General features: G+C 38.0%; 18 protein-coding genes. 13 read left to right on the plus strand and 5 right to left on the minus strand.

Going from position 1 to position 20,310, the window contains the following annotated elements:
- Positions 1–48: 48 nt before the first annotated feature.
- Positions 49–951 carry a GntR family transcriptional regulator gene (locus CVP05_RS08035; RefSeq protein ID WP_100289053.1) on the minus strand — a complete coding sequence of 301 codons (903 nt, stop codon included), beginning with the start codon at positions 949–951 and terminating at the stop codon, positions 49–51.
- 153 nt (positions 952–1,104) lie between these two features.
- Here CVP05_RS08035 and CVP05_RS08040 point away from each other — a divergent pair, with 153 nt between their 5' ends.
- From CVP05_RS08040 to CVP05_RS08055, 4 genes are all read left to right on the plus strand, one after another.
- Entirely contained in the window at positions 1,105–2,118 is a 1,014-nt protein-coding gene (locus tag CVP05_RS08040) for a zinc-binding alcohol dehydrogenase family protein (RefSeq protein WP_100289054.1), read from the plus strand.
- A gap of 125 nt (positions 2,119–2,243) precedes the next feature.
- Positions 2,244–3,230 (plus strand): C4-dicarboxylate TRAP transporter substrate-binding protein, encoded by a 987-nt coding sequence (locus CVP05_RS08045; RefSeq protein WP_100289055.1) that lies wholly within the window; start codon positions 2,244–2,246, stop codon positions 3,228–3,230.
- Positions 3,231–3,290: 60 nt separating this feature from the next.
- Complete coding sequence (locus CVP05_RS08050) at positions 3,291–3,782, plus strand: TRAP transporter small permease (protein WP_100289056.1); 492 nt, start codon at positions 3,291–3,293, stop codon at positions 3,780–3,782.
- Positions 3,783–3,785: 3 nt separating this feature from the next.
- Positions 3,786–5,078, plus strand: coding sequence for a TRAP transporter large permease (locus tag CVP05_RS08055; RefSeq protein ID WP_100289057.1), 1,293 nt, complete (start codon positions 3,786–3,788; stop codon positions 5,076–5,078).
- Positions 5,079–5,148: 70 nt separating this feature from the next.
- Here CVP05_RS08055 and exuR read toward each other — a convergent pair whose 3' ends face one another.
- From exuR to CVP05_RS08075, 4 genes are all read right to left on the minus strand, one after another.
- Positions 5,149–5,943: a transcriptional regulator ExuR gene (gene exuR / locus CVP05_RS08060; RefSeq protein ID WP_100289058.1), complete on the minus strand. Its 795-nt coding sequence runs from the start codon at positions 5,941–5,943 to the stop codon at positions 5,149–5,151.
- Between the two features lie 114 nt (positions 5,944–6,057).
- Positions 6,058–7,374 (minus strand): TRAP transporter large permease, encoded by a 1,317-nt coding sequence (locus tag CVP05_RS08065; RefSeq protein ID WP_100289059.1) that lies wholly within the window; start codon positions 7,372–7,374, stop codon positions 6,058–6,060.
- Complete coding sequence (locus CVP05_RS08070) at positions 7,374–7,865, minus strand: TRAP transporter small permease (protein ID WP_100289060.1); 492 nt, start codon at positions 7,863–7,865, stop codon at positions 7,374–7,376. Before CVP05_RS08070 ends, CVP05_RS08065 begins: the two co-directional genes overlap by 1 nt.
- Before the next feature lie 52 nt (positions 7,866–7,917).
- On the minus strand, positions 7,918–8,901 hold the full coding sequence (locus CVP05_RS08075) for a TRAP transporter substrate-binding protein (RefSeq protein ID WP_100289061.1): 984 nt from the start codon (positions 8,899–8,901) through the stop codon (positions 7,918–7,920).
- A gap of 187 nt (positions 8,902–9,088) precedes the next feature.
- Here CVP05_RS08075 and uxaC point away from each other — a divergent pair, with 187 nt between their 5' ends.
- From uxaC to CVP05_RS08120, 9 genes are all read left to right on the plus strand, one after another.
- Positions 9,089–10,501: a glucuronate isomerase gene (gene uxaC / locus CVP05_RS08080; protein ID WP_100289062.1), complete on the plus strand. Its 1,413-nt coding sequence runs from the start codon at positions 9,089–9,091 to the stop codon at positions 10,499–10,501.
- A gap of 14 nt (positions 10,502–10,515) precedes the next feature.
- A complete protein-coding gene (locus CVP05_RS08085) occupies positions 10,516–11,973 on the plus strand; it encodes a tagaturonate reductase (RefSeq protein ID WP_100289063.1) in 1,458 nt (485 codons plus the stop codon).
- 2 nt (positions 11,974–11,975) lie between these two features.
- Positions 11,976–13,457, plus strand: coding sequence for a UxaA family hydrolase (locus tag CVP05_RS08090; RefSeq protein WP_100289064.1), 1,482 nt, complete (start codon positions 11,976–11,978; stop codon positions 13,455–13,457).
- A gap of 310 nt (positions 13,458–13,767) precedes the next feature.
- Positions 13,768–14,772: a TRAP transporter substrate-binding protein gene (locus CVP05_RS08095; RefSeq protein WP_100289065.1), complete on the plus strand. Its 1,005-nt coding sequence runs from the start codon at positions 13,768–13,770 to the stop codon at positions 14,770–14,772.
- A 15-nt stretch (positions 14,773–14,787) separates the two neighbouring features.
- The gene (locus CVP05_RS08100; protein ID WP_100289066.1) at positions 14,788–15,297 is read left to right on the plus strand and encodes a TRAP transporter small permease; all 510 of its coding nucleotides are present in this window, start codon (positions 14,788–14,790) and stop codon (positions 15,295–15,297) included.
- A 16-nt stretch (positions 15,298–15,313) separates the two neighbouring features.
- The gene (locus tag CVP05_RS08105; RefSeq protein WP_100289067.1) at positions 15,314–16,594 is read left to right on the plus strand and encodes a TRAP transporter large permease; all 1,281 of its coding nucleotides are present in this window, start codon (positions 15,314–15,316) and stop codon (positions 16,592–16,594) included.
- An 11-nt stretch (positions 16,595–16,605) separates the two neighbouring features.
- Positions 16,606–17,625, plus strand: coding sequence for a zinc-binding alcohol dehydrogenase family protein (locus CVP05_RS08110; RefSeq protein ID WP_165773142.1), 1,020 nt, complete (start codon positions 16,606–16,608; stop codon positions 17,623–17,625).
- Positions 17,626–17,634: 9 nt separating this feature from the next.
- Complete coding sequence (uxuA, locus tag CVP05_RS08115) at positions 17,635–18,711, plus strand: mannonate dehydratase (protein WP_100289069.1); 1,077 nt, start codon at positions 17,635–17,637, stop codon at positions 18,709–18,711.
- The gene (locus CVP05_RS08120) at positions 18,711–20,309 is read left to right on the plus strand and encodes a mannitol dehydrogenase family protein (RefSeq protein WP_100289070.1); all 1,599 of its coding nucleotides are present in this window, start codon (positions 18,711–18,713) and stop codon (positions 20,307–20,309) included. The genes uxuA and CVP05_RS08120 overlap by 1 nt, the downstream gene beginning before the upstream one ends.
- Position 20,310 lies beyond the last annotated feature (1 nt).

Raw genomic sequence — 20,310 nt, forward strand, 5'->3', positions numbered from 1 at the left:
ACAAGTCGTGTTTATGGATAATAATCAAGGGCTATCGTGAAAGGCATTTTAGGTTTTTATACTATTGAGCAATGTTTTTTTCGCTGTTTGCAAATGTCTTTTTAATTCGGTAATAGCGCCTAAATCATTGCGACTAATAATTTTAACGAGCAGTGCGAGGTGTTCTTCAACGGCTAGAATATTTCTAGTAATAAGGTCACTATTATCCCATTGATAGTGAAAATGAAAAATGACGGAAAGTAATTCTAGAAAGTCATCAATAAAAGGATTTTCTGCGGCGGATAAAATTAAGCGATGTAGTCTATGATCTAAGATAGAAAAATCCATATAATTTTCAACAATGCGATCTCTTAACGCGCGATGTTCTTGTAAGAGAATCTTCATTTCATTCCATCTAACATCACTTTTGGGTAAATTCATAAAGCAATTTAAGGCGTGACATTCCAACATTTCCCGTAGTTCAAAGAGCTTGTCAGCATAGTGCGGTGTAAATTCAATGAGTTTCCATCTACCTCGTGCTAAAGCGGTGATTAATTTAAAACGCGAAAACTGAATTAAATATTCTCTTACGGTGAAAATATCAACATTAGCATTTTTAGCAAGTGCTAATTCGCTAAATTCATCACCAGGCTTGATATGTTTCTTTTGAATCGCAGATTTAAAATAATTTTCGATACGTTCGTAATGATTGTGGTGAGATTTTTTTGTATGAATATAAAGACACTTATCTTCCAATGTGGGTAAACGGCGGATATAAGCGATGTTATGACGATATTCAATAATTCCTTTTTCTTCCAAATATTGTGTTGCATGGCGGATCGTTGTTCGGCTGACATTATATAGGTCTGCTAATGCAGATTGAGAGGGAAGGGGAGAAATTAATAGTTCGTTCAAAATAGAATCAATAATTTGATTAATAATATCGTACCGTAAATTTAAATTTTTGCTCATTTTTCTTGCCTTTTGGCTTTAAATTCAAATAAAAAACATATAAAAAACACAAAATTTAATGCTTCATCACATTAATACAAAGAAGTTATGAAAGCAATGAAAAATTAAGAAACAATACCTCGTGCTTTAATTTTCTGCTTTTGAGGAGATGTGATGAAAGTGTTGATATGTAATGCCCCCTATTCTTTTTCTTATCAAGGTATGCCTGAACCTGTTGTCGGTGATGATGACGTGCTCATTAAAGTTACGGCTGTGGGGATTTGTGGCACGGATATTCATGCTTATGCGGGTAATCAGCCATTTTTCGAGTATCCACGTGTGTTAGGGCATGAGGTCAGTGGCAGGATTACCTCAATCGGTTCACAAGTGAAAAATTATCAGGTTGGCCAGCGCGTTGCTTTGGTGCCGTATTTATCTTGTGGTCAATGTGAGGCTTGTAAAAGTGGTAAAACCAATTGTTGTGAAACACTCTCGGTACTAGGGGTTCACCAGGATGGCGGATTTGCTGAATTTTTGGCAGTTCCTGAATCCAATGTACTTTCTGTTGCTGATTCTGTTGATGATATTTCAGCCGCATTAATTGAGCCTTTTGCTATTAGCGCTCATGCGGTGAGGCGAGCACAGATTCAGGCAAATGATGATGTGCTAGTTGTTGGGGCGGGACCGATTGGTTTGGGCGCTGCAGCAATTGCTTTAGCAGATGGCGCGAATGTGGTTGTGGCAGATACAAGCATGGAACGCCGACAGCATATTGAAAAACGATTAAATCTTCCGACAGTCGATCCTCTTAACCAAAATATTGAAGATTTCTTTCATGGGCGTTTACCACTTGTTGTCATTGATGCAACAGGTAATCAAAAAGCGATGAGCAATGCAGTGAATTTTATTCGGCACGGTGGTCGGATTGTGTTTGTGGGCTTGTTTAAAGGCAATTTGGAAATTAACGATCCTGATTTCCATAAGAAAGAAACGACTATGCTGGGAAGTCGGAATGCAACTTATGAAGATTTTGCCAAAGTACAGCGTTTGATGGCAGAAGGAAAATTGAGTGCGGAAATGATGCTGACCCATCAATTTCACTTTGATGAATTAGCTGAGGTTTATGAAGAAAAAATTATCCGAAATACCGCTTTATTAAAAAGCGTGATCCTTTTTGATAAGACTTAATGAAATAAAGAACAGATAAAAAACAGATGGGGTGGAGAATCGCAATTCATGCTGTTTTCGGTTTCTTTTATTAATGTTATTTCATTGAAAATTACCGTTAACCACGATTAGATAGAGAGGAAATTATGAAGTCATTTGCTAAGACGTTTAAAACGATAATTGCGACAGGTTTATTGGGCGCGACTTTCTGTACTCAAGCTGCAACAGAAATTATGGTGGCATATGGTAATCAACCGGGGGAACCCATTGACAAAGCCATGCACTTTTGGGCGGATAGAGTGAAAGAGAAATCTAATGGTGAAATTATTTTCAAATTATTTCCGTCTAGCCAGCTTGGGGCGGAAACCGAAGTGTTAGAACAGGCACGTTTTGGTGCGAATATTATAACAATCAGCGATTATGGGGCGTTAATGGATATCGTACCGGATTTAGGGGTGATTAACGCGCCTTATATTAGTCAATCTTTTGAGAAAAAATCGAAATTATTGCATTCAGATTGGTTTAAAGAGGTCAGTGGTCAATTAGAGCAACATCAACTCCATATTGTTGTACCTGATGTGGTTTACGGCACACGTCATTTATTGACTAAGAAAAAAGTGGAAAAACCAGCAGATTTGAAGGGCGTGAAAGTTCGTGTGCAGCATTCCCGTTTATTTTTAGAAACCATTAAAGCAATGGGCGGCACACCAACACCGATGTCATTAGCTGATGTCTATCCTGGATTATCGGAAGGCATTATTGACGGTTTAGAGAACCCTGCTGTAGTGCTATTTGGCGGTAAATTTTATGAGGTGGCGAAAAATTTAAGCTTAACAGCACATACTAAGCACATGTCGCCATTTGTTACTGGCACTATCTTTTGGAATAAGCTAACACCACACCAGCAGCAAATTATTATGGATACTGCTCGTGAAATGGTGGCATATGGCGCTGGGTTAATTAATGATGCTGAACAACAGGCGTTTGATGAGTTACAAAAAGCGGGAGTGTCCATTAATGATGTCGATTTAAATGCCTTTGAAAATGCGGTACGTGATGCCATTTCTCGAGGTTTTCCTGAATGGTCGCCAAATCTATATAAAAACATTCAAGAAAAACTCGCTCAATTTTAACCGCACTTTTAGACGTTTGGTAAAACCGAACGTCTAAGAACTTCCGAAAAGGATTAAACGATGAATACCTTAACGACAACAAAGAAATTTTGGCTCAGTGACATTGATGAGATATTGGCTTCCATATTTTTAGGTTTGATTGTGATTTTATCTGGCTATGGTGTCATTACTCGTTATTTCCTGAATGCACCGAGTGCTTGGGTGGAGGAAATTTGTGTAGTATTTTTTATTTGGTTTACCTTTCTCGCTTCCAGTGCGTTATGTAAAAACAATGAGTTAATCCGCATTGATTATTTGCTTACAAAATTGCCATCTAAAGTGGCCAGTTTTATTGATGGTGTTATTCAACCGTTGATTATGTTGTTTTGCTTGAGTTTTATGCTTTATTTGGGTTTTAAACTATTACCGATGTCTAAGCTCAGATTTACACCAGCCTTGCAAGTGTCTTATGTTTACATTTATGCCGCCATCCCCATTAGTGCATGTTTTATGTGCTTATATGAAATCCGTAAAATTTATGTCTATGTTAAAACTGTGAAAGGGAGTAAATAAGTCATGAGCGTTGTAATCCCGATTTGTATTCTATTATTTTTATTTATTATTGGTACTCCGGTCGCATTTTGTATTTTTTTCTCTACATTAAGTTATTTCTTAATGAGTGATTTACCGATGATTATGTTAATTCAGCGTTTAGCGGGCGGTTTGGAGTCGGTTACGCTGCTTGCCATTCCGTTTTTTATTATGGCTGGTGTATTTATGAATCACACGGGGATTAGTGGGCGCTTATTGAAATTTTGTGAGGTTTTAACTGGTCATATGAATGGTGGTTTAGCCCAAGTCAACGTGGCATTAAGTACTTTGATGGGGGGATTATCGGGTTCCAATATAGCAGATGCTGCCATGAATTCTAAATTACTTGTGCCTCAAATGGTGGCACGTGGTTATACAGCTTCATTCTCCGCTGCGGTTACGGCTGCTGGTTCATTAATTACACCGATTATCCCTCCGGGCATTGCCATGATCATTTACGGTTATGTGAATAACGTCTCTATTGGTCGGTTATTCTTAGCTGGCGTAATACCGGGCGTAATGCTTTGTATATTAATGATGATTTTAGTGTCTATTATTTCCAAAAAACGAGGCTATTTACCGATTCGTGAAAAACGTGCAAGCTGTAAAGAAATCGCTATTTCTGCAAAAGATGCCGTGCTTGCGTTGTTGTTGCCGGTAATTATTATCGGTGGTATTCGCATGGGCATATTTACGCCAACAGAAGCCGGTGCGGTAGCGGTGATTTATGCTGTCATTTTAGGCACAGGCATTTATCGCAATATGGATATGCAAAAATTGTGGTTGGCAACAAAGGAGTCTGCTCTTGGTGCCGCAAATGTGTTATTAATTATTTGTGTTGCCGTTGCATTTTCTAAATTTTTGACATGGGAGCGTGTACCGCAAGCTTTGGCAAGTTGGATGACAACTATAGTGGATAGTCCGTTAACTTTCTTAATGTTAGTGAATATTGCCTTGTTAGTATTAGGAATGTTTTTGGAGGGCAATGCGATTATGATTGTACTCGCACCATTATTGGCACCCATTGCTCATGCTTACGGTATCGATCCGATTCATTTCGGTATCGTGTTTATCTTTAATGGTGCTATCGGTACAATTACGCCACCACTTGGTACAGTAATGTTCACCACTTGTTCTATTACGGAAGTACCGATTGAAAAATTCATTAAAGATGTTATTCCATTTTGGGCTCTGCTTTTAGTGGAATTACTGTTACTTACTTATATTCCAACACTTTCCACTTGGTTGCCAAATATGGTGTATGGGGTGGCTAACTAAAAACTAAATTAAAACTGACCGCACTTTTTATCCATCGGGATGTCGGCTGGCAAAAGTGCGGTGAGTTTTTTCATTTTTTATCTTTCGTTAATGCGACTATGCTTTCTGAGAGATGAATAAGGGGATTATCGGAGAACATATATTTATCAATACCGATTTCAAAGTCATCGTTGGCACCATTAAACAACATTTGTTTGGTATTTTCTAAATGCTGCCACATGGCAATTTTAGCGGCTTGCGGGTCTTTGTCCATGAGGGCTTTGAGTATGCGATCATGTTCATCACACCAACTGTCTATGGATTTTTCATCAATGTGTTCATGGAGTTTACGCCAATAAGGATTCAGAATGCGTTGTTGCCACATTTCTTGCACGATGGTGATCAACGCACTATTACGAGTGATTTGTGCAATTTTAGTGTGGAATTTAAGATCCCATTCTGAATCACGGAAGCGGTCTTCTTGGCGGGCATTTTTTTGGATTTCCATAATCTCAATAATATCTTCTTTAGTGGCTTGTGTGGCGGCAAATTCCGCAACAATGCTTTCAATGAGTTGACGTGCTTGTAATAATTCAAAAGGGCCACAACGTGAAAATTCAAGGCCTTTATTTTGTTGAACTGAGGTTAAATATTTAGGTTGTGAAGCAATCACATGAATACCGGAACCCTTCTTGACCTCAACAAAACCTTCCACTTCAAGCATAATAATGGCTTCTCTTACGACAGTTCGGCTGACATTCATTTCTTCTGAAATAAAACGTTCTGCGGGTAACTTTTCTCCGACTTTGTAGAAACCTGAGGAGATTTTGTTTTTGAGTTCTTGTGCAAGCTGTTGATAAAGGCGTTGGTTATCAGTCCATTTCATAGTTGTATTACCATTCGAGGATAAAATATGATAAATTGTATCATATATTATGAAAATTAAGAGTATACAAAAGAGAATTGTTGCTATCTTTGGGGGACAGCAACAATTTATAGTTTAAATGCCGAGTAACTGCGGTAAAAATAAGGACAGTTGTGGAATATAGGTGACGAGTAATAAGGTAAGCAGTAATATGGCAAAAAATGGCAACATTGGCTTAATGAGATCTTGTAATTTTACGCCTGATACAGAACAGCCCACAAATAAGGCGCTGCCCACAGGTGGTGTGCAAAGTCCAATACAAAGATTAAAGATCATCATAATGCCGAAATGCACAGGATCCATTCCTAATTCTTTTACAATAGGTAAAAAGATGGGAGTGAAGATTAATACTGCTGGAGTCATATCCATAAAAATCCCGATGATGAGTAATAGGATATTAATAATTAACAGGATAACCAGTAAATTATCGGATATGCTGATAAGTAGTTCATTAACCATATAAGGAATGTCAGCATTTGTCATTGCCCATGACATTGCAACAGATACTCCAATGAGAAATAAAACAATAGATGTGGTGACAACCGCTTCTAATATGATTTTAGGTAGCTCACGGAATTTAATTTCTTTGTAAATGAGAACAGAAAGTACAAAAGTATAGACTACTGCGATAGCTGATGCTTCAGTTGCGGTGAAGATACCGCCTAAAATCCCTCCAATAACAACAAGCACCATTAATAAGCTGGGAATGGCTTCTATGGAATATTTAATAAATTGTGAGACAGTGGGCTTTGCTGAGATAGGATAATGACGTTTTTTGGCAATGATATAGTTGATGAGCATAATGCCTAAACCCATCATTATGCCCGGAATATAGCCGGCCATAAATAATGTTGCAACGGAAATACCCCCAGCAGTTAAAGCATAAACAATCATGACATTAGATGGCGGAATAAGCAAACCTGTAATACAAGAAGATACGTTTATTGCGGCTGAATATGCCGGATCGTAACCGGCTTTTTGTTGTAATGGAGACATTGTTCCTCCGACGGCAGCCGCAGCTGCAACAGCGGATCCTGAAATTGAGCCAAACATCATGTTCGCAAGCACATTTACATGCCCAAGTGAACCGGGCACACGTCCGACTAAAATTTGTGAGAAGTTAATCAAGCGTGTCGCAATTCCACCGCTATTCATTAATGAGCCAGCTAAGATAAAAAAGGGAATGGCTAAAAGTGAAAAGCTATCTAATCCGGTCGCTATTTTCTGTCCTGCTACGATTAATGTTGTTTTTGCTGGTAGCATAAGAAAGCCTGCTGACAGTGTTGCTAGCCCGATTGAAAAGGAAATCGGGATGCCTAAAAAAACTAAAATGAAGAAAGTGCTGAACATGACTAAGGGAATAAACCATTCCCAAGAAACTAACCATTCCATTATTTATTCTCCTTGAGTAATAAACTATTATCAATCAGAAATAAAAGGCTATAAAACATCATCAACACACCACTTAAGGGGAGCGCTAGATACACATATGCCATTGGAAGTTGCATTGAGGGGGATATTTGTCCTGATTGATAAACATTGGAAACTAGGGTATATCCACCAAATACCATTACGCCAAGTGAAAAAGAAAAAATACATATATTAATCAATATGTTGCTTAGATATTTTTTCTTCTTTGTAAGGTTATGAGTAAATAAATCAATGGCTAAATGTTTTTGCAGCCCAACGGTATAAGCCGCACCGAGTAGCCCTACCCAAATCATGCTAAAACGCGCAATTTCATCGGTGATCGTACTTGGCATCTGTAGCACATAACGGCTGAACACTTGCCAAGTAACACAAATCACCAATAACCCCATCATGATAATTGAAAAGGTCGAAATAAAAAGATCAACCGGTTTTTTGAGTTGCTCAAATCGCATATATAACCTCCAGATATTGATGGCATTTCTTTATTCAGAAATGCCAACGGGATTATTTTGTTGCATTAATTTGTTGAATAATACTTTCTAGCTGAGGATTTTTCGCAAACTCTTCATAAAGGGGCTTTAATGCGTCGCGGAAAGGTTGTTTATCTACTTGAATAAATGTCGCACCGGCTTTTTCAGCTTCTGCACGAGAGTTGGTCACTTCCTCATCCCATAATTTTTGCTGGTAGATTTCGGAGTTTTTTGCCGCTTGTGTGAGAATATTGCGTTGATTTTCATTCAGTTTTTCCCATGCTTTATTTGAGATAATCAAATAGTCCGGTACGCTAGTATGTTGATCTTCAATATAAAATTTAGCGACTTCCACATGACGAGTTTGGTTATAAGAAGGGATATTATTTTCAGCCCCATCAATCACGCCTTGTTGCAGAGCAGTATAAACTTCACCAAACGGGATCGGTGCAGGAGAAGCGCCGAGTAATTCAATCAGTTTATTTGTTGTTGGCGTAGAAACTACGCGAATTTTCATTCCCTTCATATCGTTAGGTGAATGAATTGGTTTTTTTGCATAAAAACTTCTCGTACCAGCAACATAAGACGCGACAACTTTAAAACCGCTAGATTCGGTTTTATCTGTTAAGGTTTTACCAATTGGACCAAATAAGACTTTTTTGAAATGCTCGTCATTATCGAAGAGATACGGACAGCTAAACACAGAAAATTCTTTGACAAATGATTCCATTTCACTCGCGCTGGCTTTAGTCATATCTAAAGCATCATTTTGAATAAGTTCAATAGTTTCACGTGGACCACCCATTTGACCGCTTGGGTAAATACGTATTTTCAATTCACCATTGGATTTATCCTGAACTTCCTTTGCCATTTGGGCAAGAGCTTTGTGTACAACGTGAGATTGGTCAAGATTGTGTGCAAGTTTTAAAGTTACTTTATTGGCAAGAACAGAATGGCTTGCAAATAATATGGGCAATGTCACACAAAGTGTATTGATGAGTATTTTTTTCGTTTTCATAGTGAGCTCCTGACGTAGATTAAAGAAAATTTGTCATATTGGTTTTTATCTTTGGCTATATTAGCATTTTTGTTTTTATATATGTCATACATATTTTTGGTTTTGTGATCTTGATCTCAAAACTTTATATTACTTTTTTCTTTAATTGGTATAATATATTCACGTTGGGTTAAGCAAGGAGCTTTTTATGCAAAATTTTATTAATGATACATTTCTGCTCGATACTGAAGTCGCTAAACAGCTGTATTTCGATTATGCAGAGCCACAACCTATTTTTGATTACCATTGCCATTTACCACCAGAGCAAATCGCCCAAGATTATAAATTTAAGAATCTATATGATATCTGGTTGAAAGGTGATCATTACAAATGGCGTGCTATGCGTACTCATGGTGTTGATGAAAAATATTGTACGGGAAGTGCGGTGGATTTTGACAAATTTTTAGCTTGGTGTGAAACCGTTCCTTATACTATTGGCAATCCACTTTATCATTGGACACACTTAGAATTGCGTCGCCCTTTTGGTATTACAGATACATTACTTTCCCCTAAGACAGCGCAGTCTATTTGGATGCGCTGCAATGAATTATTAGCCCAAGATGATTTTTCAGCTAAAGGTATTATCAGTAAGATGAATGTAAAATTCATTGGTACTACCGATGATCCCACTGACTCACTGGAATATCATCGTATGCTTATGCAAGATGAAAGTTTTCATACCAAAGTTGCACCGAGCTTTCGACCGGATAAAGCCATGAATATTGAGCTTGAAACTTTTAACGCCTATTTGCAACATTTAGCAGAAGTGACCAATATAGAGATATCTTCATTTAATGATCTTTGTCAGGCCCTTGTGAACCGTATTGATTATTTTGCTCAGCATGGCTGTAAAATTTCTGATCATGCACTTGATGTCGTGTTATATGAAGAGGCAAATGAGGCCGAACTTAATCAAATTCTTCATGCAAAACGTCATGGGCAAATATTGAGCCAATCACAAATTGCGAAATTTAAGACCGCTCTTTTAGTTTTTTTAGGCTCGCAATATCACAAAAGACAATGGGTGCAGCAATATCATATAGGTGCATTGCGTAATAATAATACTTTGATGATGGGGTTACTCGGGCCTGATAGCGGTTTTGATTCCATTAATGATGCACCGGTGGCGCAGCCCCTTTCTCGTTTACTTGATGCTCAAGCGAAAATGAATAGTTTGCCAAAAACGATTTTATATTGCCTCAATCCTAGAGATAACGAAGTGTTAGGTACGATGATAGGCAACTTCCAGCAAGCAGGTATTCGCGGCAAAATGCAGTTTGGCACAGGTTGGTGGTTTAATGATCAAAAAGATGGCATGGAGCGACAAATGACTCAGCTCAGCCAGCTTGGTTTACTCAGTCATTTTGTGGGAATGCTTACAGATAGCCGTAGTTTTCTATCTTATACTCGCCATGAATATTTCCGTCGTATTTTATGTCGAATGGTAGGTCATTGGGTTCGTGATGGTGAGGCACCATACGATATGAAATTATTAGGTGAAATGGTGGCAAATATCTGTTTTAACAATGCGAAAGACTATTTTGGTATTGAATTAAAGTAATTAAGGAAACAGCAATGAAAAGGTTAAACCGAACAAATTTTCCCGGTGCTCAATACCCGACTAAAATCATTCAATTTGGTGAAGGCAATTTCTTACGAGCATTCATTGATTGGCAAATTGACATTTTAAATGAACAAACGGATTTTAATTCCGGTATAGCGATTGTTCGTCCACGTAACTCCTCGTTTTCCTCATCATTAAATGAGCAAGATGGCTTATACACAACGATTATTCGGGGGTTGAATGAAAAAGGGGACGTGATAAATCAGCCACGTATTATTCGCTCGGTAAATCAAGAAATTCATCTTTATCAAAATTTTGGAGATTATTTGGCATTAGCGCATAATCTTGATATTCATCTTATCTTTTCTAATACCACAGAGGCGGGGATTAGCTATCATGCTGATGATAAATTCGATGATTGCCCGCCTGTCAGTTACCCTGCTAAATTAACCCGTTTATTATATGAACGCTTTAAGGTGACGGAAGGCAATCCGAACTACGGATTTACTATTTTACCTTGTGAATTAATTGATTATAACGGGGAGCAGTTGAAAAGACTTGTATTACGTTATGGGCAAGAATGGCAATTGGGTATGGATTTTGTGCGATGGATCGAAACTGCTAATACATTTTGTTCCACTTTAGTAGATCGGATTGTGACAGGCTATCCGCATGATGAAGCAGAGCGCTTGCAACGGGAGCTCGGTTATCAAGATAGCTTTTTAGATGCTGCGGAATATTTCTATTTGTTTGTTATTCAAGGACCGAAATCATTGGAAAAATTATTCCGCTTGGATCAAGTGAAAATGAATATTGTGATCGTAGATGATATTAAGCCTTATAAAGAACGAAAAGTTGCTATTTTAAATGGTGCGCATACCGCTCTTGTACCAGTGGCATATTTAGCTGGCATGGATACAGTGGGCGAAGCAATGAGTGATCCTAAATTATATGAATTTGTACGAAGTGCGGTCAAAAATGAGATTATTTCTGTGTTATCTCTGCCTGAAAATGAATTACATGAGTTTGCTGAAGCGGTGATAAAACGTTTCCAAAATCCTTTTATTCAGCATCAATTATTATCTATTGCTTTAAATAGTATGACTAAATATCGTACACGGATCTTGCCTCAATTGTTGGCGTATCAGCAAAAATTCGAGAAATTACCACCGCACTTAACTTTTGCTTTGGCTGCGTTAATTGCCTTTTATCGTGGCAAACGCAATGAGCAGTTGATCCCGCTGCAAGATGATGAATATTGGCTGAGCAATTTTGCTACATGGTGGCAGCAAGTGGATAGTGGTGAGCTGACATTGCATGGTCTAGTCTACAATGTATTGTCACAAAGCGAACACTGGGAACAGAATTTAACGCTAATACCGAATTTGGTGGAAATGGTCGTCGCGCAATTGGAAAGCATTTTCCAACAAGGTATGCGGAAAGCTTTAGAGATTTACTGTAAGGAGTAGATATGAAGCGGTTTATTCAAATTCAGCCACAGGATAATGTGGCGGTGGCATTGCAGGATTTGCCGGCAGGTACAATACTTGATGAATTAGACATTGTGCTCTTACAGGACATTGCGAGGGGACATAAATTTGCTTTATTTTCCATTACACAAGGGGAAAACGTAGTGAAATATGGTTATCCCATTGGACATGCCACACAGTCTATTTCAGCAGGAGAACATGTTCACACTCATAATGTTAAAACTAATTTAAACGAGATTAATGAATACAAATATTTACCAAAATCTACCGCACTTATGCCACAACAGCTAGATCGTGATGTGCAGATTTACCGCCGTCGCAATGGTGAAATCGGTATTCGTAATGAACTTTGGATAATTCCTACAGTGGGTTGTGTTGTAGGGATTGCTAATCAAATTAAAAAGCAATTTATACAACAGCATTCACTTGAGGATATTGATGGTGTATTCACTTTTAACCATAGCTATGGTTGTTCGCAATTGGGAAATGATCACCAAAACACGAAAGTTATTTTGCAAAATATGGTGAAACATCCTAATGCTGGTGCGGTGTTAGTCATTGGTTTAGGTTGTGAGAATAATCAAGTGGGCGAATTTCAGGCTAGTTTAGGCGAATATGATGAGACGAGGGTGAAGTTTATGATCTCACAGCATTATGATGATGAAGTGGAGCAGGGGCTTGCTTTGCTGAATTCATTATATCAGCAGATGAGACAAGATCGTCGACAAGTGGGTAAATTAAGCGAGGTGAAGTTTGGTTTAGAATGTGGTGGTTCAGACGGTTTTTCAGGTATTACGGCTAACCCGCTACTTGGGCATTTTTCCGATTATTTGATCTGTCATGGTGGCACAACAGTATTGACTGAAGTACCGGAAATGTTTGGCGCTGAACATATTTTAATGAGCCGTTGCAAAGACGAAGTGACCTTTCATAAAACGGTGCGTTTAGTCAATGATTTTAAACAATATTTTATTGATCATCATCAACCCATTTATGAGAATCCATCACCAGGCAATAAAGCTGGTGGTATTACTACGTTGGAAGATAAATCGCTTGGTTGCACACAGAAAGCAGGGCATAGCCAAGTGGTCGATGTACTGAAATACGGTGAACGACTAAAAACTAGCGGATTAAATTTACTCAGTGCGCCAGGTAATGATGCTGTGGCGACTAGCGCACTTGCTGCAGCTGGCTGTCATATGGTGCTATTTACTACAGGGCGAGGGACGCCATATGGTGGGTTTGTTCCTACAATGAAAATCGCGACTAATAGAGAGTTAGCCATCAAGAAAAAACATTGGATCGATTTCGATGCCGGTCAATTGGTTGGTGATATTTCCATAGAACAATTATTAAGCGATTTTATTGATTTAATCGTCGATATTGTGAATGGCAAACAGACTAAAAATGAATTGAATGAATTTAGAGAATTAGCGATTTTTAAAAGTGGAGTGACTTTGTAGTGAGGCGTTGATAAAAATTTATTTATTTACACCGCACTTTTTAGTGATTGGCATAAAAAGTCAGACCGCTGACAAACTTAGCAAGACAATGGGCGTATACAATGCGCCCCAAAAGAAATCATACTCTGTCAATAGTATGAAAGTGCGGTCTTTTTTGTTATATATTGCAAAGGAAATGAGTTTCTAATTTTGTGATACTTATCACAGATTATAGTGTTATATTTTGTTATGCTAAAAATATATCTGATAAATTTTTTTGCTTATTACTTGTATACTAGTATTTAATATTGGGAATTAAATGGAGAACACTATGAAAAAACGTTATTTTTTTAAAACTTTGATCGCGAGCGTAATGTTGTTATCTGTGGTGGGATGTAATGAACAAGCGCCGGCTTCACATAAAGTTGTTAAAGTTTCTTCCGTTGTTGCGGCGACACATCCTTCTACAGTGGCTTTAAAAGAGGTGTTTAAGCCCATGATTGAGGAAAAAACTAAAGGGCGTTTTCAGATCGATGTTTATGATTCTGGCCAATTAGGTGATGAAAAACAATCTTTTGATTATACCCGTCAAGGAATTATTGATTTATCTGTTTTAGGGACTGTAATGTGGTCGGAAGTACCGAAAATGTCTGTACCTGATTTTCCTTTCTTATTTAAAAATGTAGCTCATGCCCGAAAAATTTATCAAGGTGAAATTGGTAAAGAAATTGCGGACAGTTTTGAATCCTCTCAACCTATCAAGTTTTTAGCATGGATGCCAAATGGTGCTCGTGTATTTTCATCAAGCAAACCTTTGTCTACACCGGAACAATTTAAGGGGCTAAAAATGCGTATGCCAAATAATCCTATTCACGTCAAAGTAGCAGAGTTACTGGGTGCAAATGTTGCAATTATGAGTTTAGGTGAAGTATTTAGCGCCTTAGAGCAAGGTGTGGTAGATGGTCAAGATAATCCTCTTTCTACTTTTGTACAGCAAGGTTTCTATTCAGTGAATAAAAATATTTATGAAACCAATCATATGATTTCTTCGTTGGAATTACTTGCTAATAGTCAATTCTGGGAAAGTTTGAGTGACGAAGATAAAGCCGTGTTTTTAGAAGCCGCGCAAGCTACATCAGATAAAAGTTGGGACTTATATCAAGCGAGTATTGAGGCTGATAAACAATTTATTGCAGAAAAAAGCGGTAAGGTCGTTACGCCAAGTGAGGCAGATAAAGCGTTACTCGTGGAAAAAATGAGACCACTTTATGATGATTTATACAAAAAATACGATTGGGCAAAAGATCTTGTTGAGCGTATAAGAAACACTGATTAATCAAGAGGATAGAGTATGAAAGCACTAACGGATAAATTATTTAAAGGCGTATCCCTTTTATTGGGGTTGATGTTAGTTGTGATGATTGCCTTAGTCTTTTTTAATGTCATTCTTCGTTTCTTCTTTAATTCGGGCCTAGTATGGTCGGAAGAAGTTTCAAGATATGTGTTTGTTTATGTGATTTATATCGGTGCAATTGTAGCAATGAAAGAAAATGCCCATTTGGGTGTAGATACATTGATTAAGAATGTGCCTGAAAAAATCAAAATGCTTTTATTTGTTTTAGGTCGAATCATTATTGTCGTTGTGATGGGAATCTTGGTGAAAGGCTCCTATGCCATGGTGATGCAATCAATGACAGCAAAAGCGGCAGCAACAGGATTACCACTCTCTTTTGTCTATGTTACTGGTGTGATTACTGGGGCTGCAATTATTTTAATCAGTGTGCTAAATGTTATCGAGGTCATTAGAAATCCTAATGCTATTCATCAAGCTGTATTGATGAGTGAATCAGATAGCGACTAATTATAGGTAATTTATTATGACGATTGTTATTTTTCTAGCCAGTCTTATAGGTGGCATTATTATTGGTGTGCCAATTGCATTCTCACTTCTATTTTCAGGCATTATGCTAATGTTGTACCTAGATGTGTTTAATGCACAGATTTTGTCTCAAAATCTCTTTAATGGTGCAGATAGTTTTTCAATGATGGCAATCCCATTTTTTGTTGTTGCCGGTGATTTAATGAATCGTGGCGGTTTAACCACCAAGATTGTAGATGCTGCAACTGCTATGGTAGGACATATTCGAGGAGGCTTAGGTTATGTCGCGATTGTCGCAATTTTATTATTCGCTAGCCTTGTCGGCTCAGCTGTTGCATCAACTGCAGCACTTGGCGCAATTTTAATTCCGATGATGGTACAGTCTGGATATAACCGGGATCGTTCTACTGCCTTGATTGCTGGTGGTAATATTTTATCACCGATTATGCCACCTTCCGTTCCGATGATTATTTTTGGTGTAACGGCGGGCGTTTCTGTTACCGATCTTTTTATGGGAGGAATTGCACCAGCGGTATATATCACGGTCATGCTTTGTCTTGTTTGGGCTATTGTTTCTCGTAAGGATTCGGCAGAGCCTCTGCCGCGTAAATCTTTCAAGGAAGTTGTTACGGCATTACGTAAAGCAATTTGGGCAATTTTTATGCCTATTGGAATTTTACTTGGATTACGTAGCGGGATGTTTACGCCGACAGAAGCAGGTGTTATGGCTGTTGTATATTCTCTTGTAATTGGCGTATTCGTCTATCGTGAACTAACTTTTGCGGATATTAAAGAAAGTATGATCGCCTCTGCTAAAGCGAGTAGTGCCATTATGTTTCTAGCTGCAGCGGCTATGGTATCTGCATGGCTGATGACTATTGGCAATATTCCACGTATTGTGACTGATTTATTGCATCCGTTTATTGACTCTCCAGTTTTATTAATGTTGGTTATTGCAGGATTGGTATTACTTGTCGGCACAGCAATGGATGTTGTACCCACAATCTTAATTCTTACTCCAGTATTAATGCCAGCAGTTAAAACAGCAGGAATTAACCCCGTATATTTCGGTGTGGTATTTATTATTCTGTGTGTGATGGGGCTATTAACCCCACCCGTAGGTACAGTGTTAAATGTTGCAGCAAGTACAGGGAAAATCACTATGGAACGTATTGTTCGCAAAATTGGGCCATTCCTACTCGCTATTTTGATTGTGGTATTAGGTTTGATTTTATTCCCAAGTTTATTTATGCAACCTCTTGAATTTTTTACTAAATAAGGATGAACACAATGAAAGTCATTAATGTAACAAAACCTTTTGAGCTTAGCATTAACGATATCCCCAATTATGAAATTGAAAAAGATGATGATGTCATTATCAAGGTGCAATATGGCGGCATTTGTGGTTCGGATATTGGGATTTATACCGGTGCTAATTCTCTGGCGAAATATCCGATTATTATTGGACATGAATTTGTTGGGCGAGTGGAAAAAGTTGGGCAAGCGGTAAAACATGTAAAAGTTGGTGATTTTGTTGTTAGCGATATTGTTAATAGCTGCGGTCATTGCTATGCCTGTCGAACAGGACATCATAACGTGTGTAAAAACTTGAATGTGACTGGCGTACATGTGAATGGCGGGTTTGCAGAATATGCTAAAGTGCGGTCGGAAAATGTATATTTTGTTGATACCGATAAAATTTCTGAAAAAACAGCCTGTTTAATTGAACCTTATGCAGTAGGAGTAGAAATTAACACCCGTGCCGATGTAAAAGCGGGTGACAAAGTGGTGGTATTCGGTTCGGGTCCCGCTGGTTTGGCAGCAATGCAAGTTGCGGTAGCGAGAGGTGCAGAGGTACTCATTACAGATGTATTTGATGAACGTCTAGCTTTGGCGCGTGAAATGGGAGCTACCAACGCGATTAACGTAAAAGAGCATAGTTTACATGAAGCGGTAGCCGCGTTTACTGAAAATGAAGGAGCCCATGTTGTTATTGATGCGGTTTGTTCGCCACAAAGTATTTTAGATGCCTTAGATATCGTTGCGCCGTCTGGTCGATTTGTTGTGTTAGGTACAGGTGCGACACCATCAGAAATTCCGCAAGTAGCATTTACCAAAAAAGGCATTAATGTATTTGGTACTCGTTTAAATAATAAGCGTTTTCCTGAAGTGATAGAGCTATTTGAACAAGGCAAAGTGACGCCAGAAAAAATGATTACACATACCTGCAAATTTACCGATATTGAGAAGGCATTCGATGTGATCAAAAATGAAAAAAATACCGTGTGTAAAGTATTATTAGAGTGGTAAGGATAAATTATGAAAACAACATTTAGATGGTATGGATTAGGCAATGACACAATTCCATTAAGCTATATTAAACAAATTCCTAGTATGAGTGGTGTAGTGTGGGCACTACACGATATGGCAGCAGGTGAGGTGTGGCCGGAAGAGCGTATTGCTGAGGTAAAAGCTCAAGTAGAACCTTACGGTTTAAATATTGATGTAGTAGAAAGTGTCAATATTCACGAGTCCATTAAATTGGGTACGCCTGAACGAGAGCAGTATATCGAAAATTATAAAACAACTCTCAGAAATCTGGGTAAATATGGCGTAAAAGTGGTTTGCTATAACTTTATGCCTGTGTTTGACTGGATTCGTACCGACTTATTTAAAGAAACGGAGGATGGGGCGACCGCACTTTTCTATGAACACGCACGTATTGATGGGATTGATCCGAAAATATTGGTCAAGCAATTTGAAGAAAATTCTAAAGAACTCACTTTGCCAGGTTGGGAACCGGAACGGTTAAAGCACTTGGATAAATTGTTTGATCTGTATAAAGAGGTTAAAGAAGAAGATTTACGTGCGAACTTAAAATATTTCTTAGATCAAATTATTCCTGTAGCGGAAGAAATGGGTATTAAAATGGCTATTCATCCCGATGATCCCCCATTTTCCGTATTCGGTTTACCACGAATTGTGAAATGCTACGAGGATTTACAAAAAATCGTAGAGATGGTAGACAGTCCGTCTAATGGTATTACATTATGCAGTGGTGCATTAGGTCCTAATTTAAGCAACGATATTCCAAAAATGATTCGTGCCTTCCATCATCGGATTCCATTTGCTCACATTCGTAATATTAAAGTTTTTGAGAATGGAGATTTTTTGGAAACTTCTCATCTAACTAGCGATGGTTCATTGGATATAACAGAAATTGTAAAAGCCTATCATGAAGTAGGATTTGATGGTTATTACCGTCCAGATCACGGTCGCCATATTTGGGAGGAAAAATGCCGACCAGGTTATGGATTATATGATCGCGCACTCGGTATTATGTATATTCAAGGGCTGTGGGATGCTTTTGAGAAAGCCAAACAAGGAGAAAAATAATGAAACTGAATTATGCTTCATTACAAGACTGTGAAAAATGGCAAGGGTATTCCTTGCCTAATTATGATGTTGTTCAGGTTGCGCAGCAGACTAAGCAAGCACCGATTTGGTTACATTTAGGTGCAGGCAATATATTTCGTGCCTTTTTAGCAAATCTCCAACAGCAGCTACTCAATCAGAGCTTAACAGATAAAGGGATTATCGTTGCAGAAGGTTTTGATGAAGAAATTATTGAAAAAGCTTACCGCCCTTTTGATAATTTATCTATTTTTGCGCGTTTAAAAAACGATCATACCATTGATAAAATCATTATTGGTAGTATCAGCGAATCATTAAAAATGGATTGTAAATTTGCAGAAGATTTTAACCGCTTACAAGAAATTTTTTGTTCCCCTTCGTTACAAATGGTTTCACTTACTATTACTGAAAAAGGTTATTTAATTAAAAACCAACAAGGTGAGTATACTGCTGCAGTACAAACAGATTTTTCGCAAGGACTAAATAAACCACAAAGTTATATCGGTAAAATTGTCGCGTTACTACACAGTCGTTTTATAAATGGTGCTTACCCATTGGCGTTAGTGAGCATGGATAATATGTCAAAAAATGGAGAAAAATTACAGCGTGTTATCTTAGAGTTTGCTCAAGAGTGGAAAAAGTGCGGTGTGATTTCACAAGATTTTATTGACTATTTAAATTCAAATAAAATAAGTTTTCCTTGGTCAATGATCGATAAAATTACCCCTCGCCCTGATAGTTATGTGCAACAACAATTACAAGCAGACGGTATTGAAAATCTTGAGCCAGTTATTACCTCAAAAAATACTTATGTGGCTCCTTTTGTTAACGCAGAAGAATTGGAGTATCTCGCTATTGAAGACGATTTTCCGAATGGGCGACCACCATTGGATAAAGTCGGTGTGATCTTTACTAGCAGAGAAATCGTCAATCAAATTGAAACAATGAAAGTCACAACCTGTTTAAACCCTTTGCATACAGGACTTGCAATATTCGGTTGTTTATTAGGCTATAATTCCATTGCTGCGGAAATGCAAGATCCTGAATTGCTTGCATTGGTCAACCGTATTGGTTATCAAGAAGGATTGCCTGTGGTTATTGATCCTAAAATTATTAATCCTAAACAGTTTATTGACGAAGTTGTAAATATTCGTTTACCTAACGCATTTATTCCGGATACACCACAACGGATTGCAACAGATACTTCACAAAAATTATCCATTCGTTTTGGCGAAACGATAAGATCTTATCTCCGAAATAATAAAGATCTTGGAGAATTAGTCGCAATTCCACTGGTTTTTGCCGGTTGGCTACGCTATTTATTGGGTGTAGATGATGAAGGAAACTTATTTGAGCTTAGCCCAGATCCGTTACTATCTGAGTTAAAAGCTAAACTTTCTTGTGTTAAACTGGGCGAAAATGTATCAACAGACAGTTTAAAACCGATTTTATCCGATAAAAATATTTTCGGTGTGGATCTGTATGATGTGGGATTAGCGCAGCAGGTAGAACTTTATTTTAATGAAATGCTCATTGGAAAAGGTTCTGTACGAGCGAGTTTACAAAAATATCTGAATTGAG

The organism is Conservatibacter flavescens (genome assembly GCF_002795425.1).
In the GTDB taxonomy this organism is placed as follows: domain Bacteria; phylum Pseudomonadota; class Gammaproteobacteria; order Enterobacterales; family Pasteurellaceae; genus Conservatibacter; species Conservatibacter flavescens.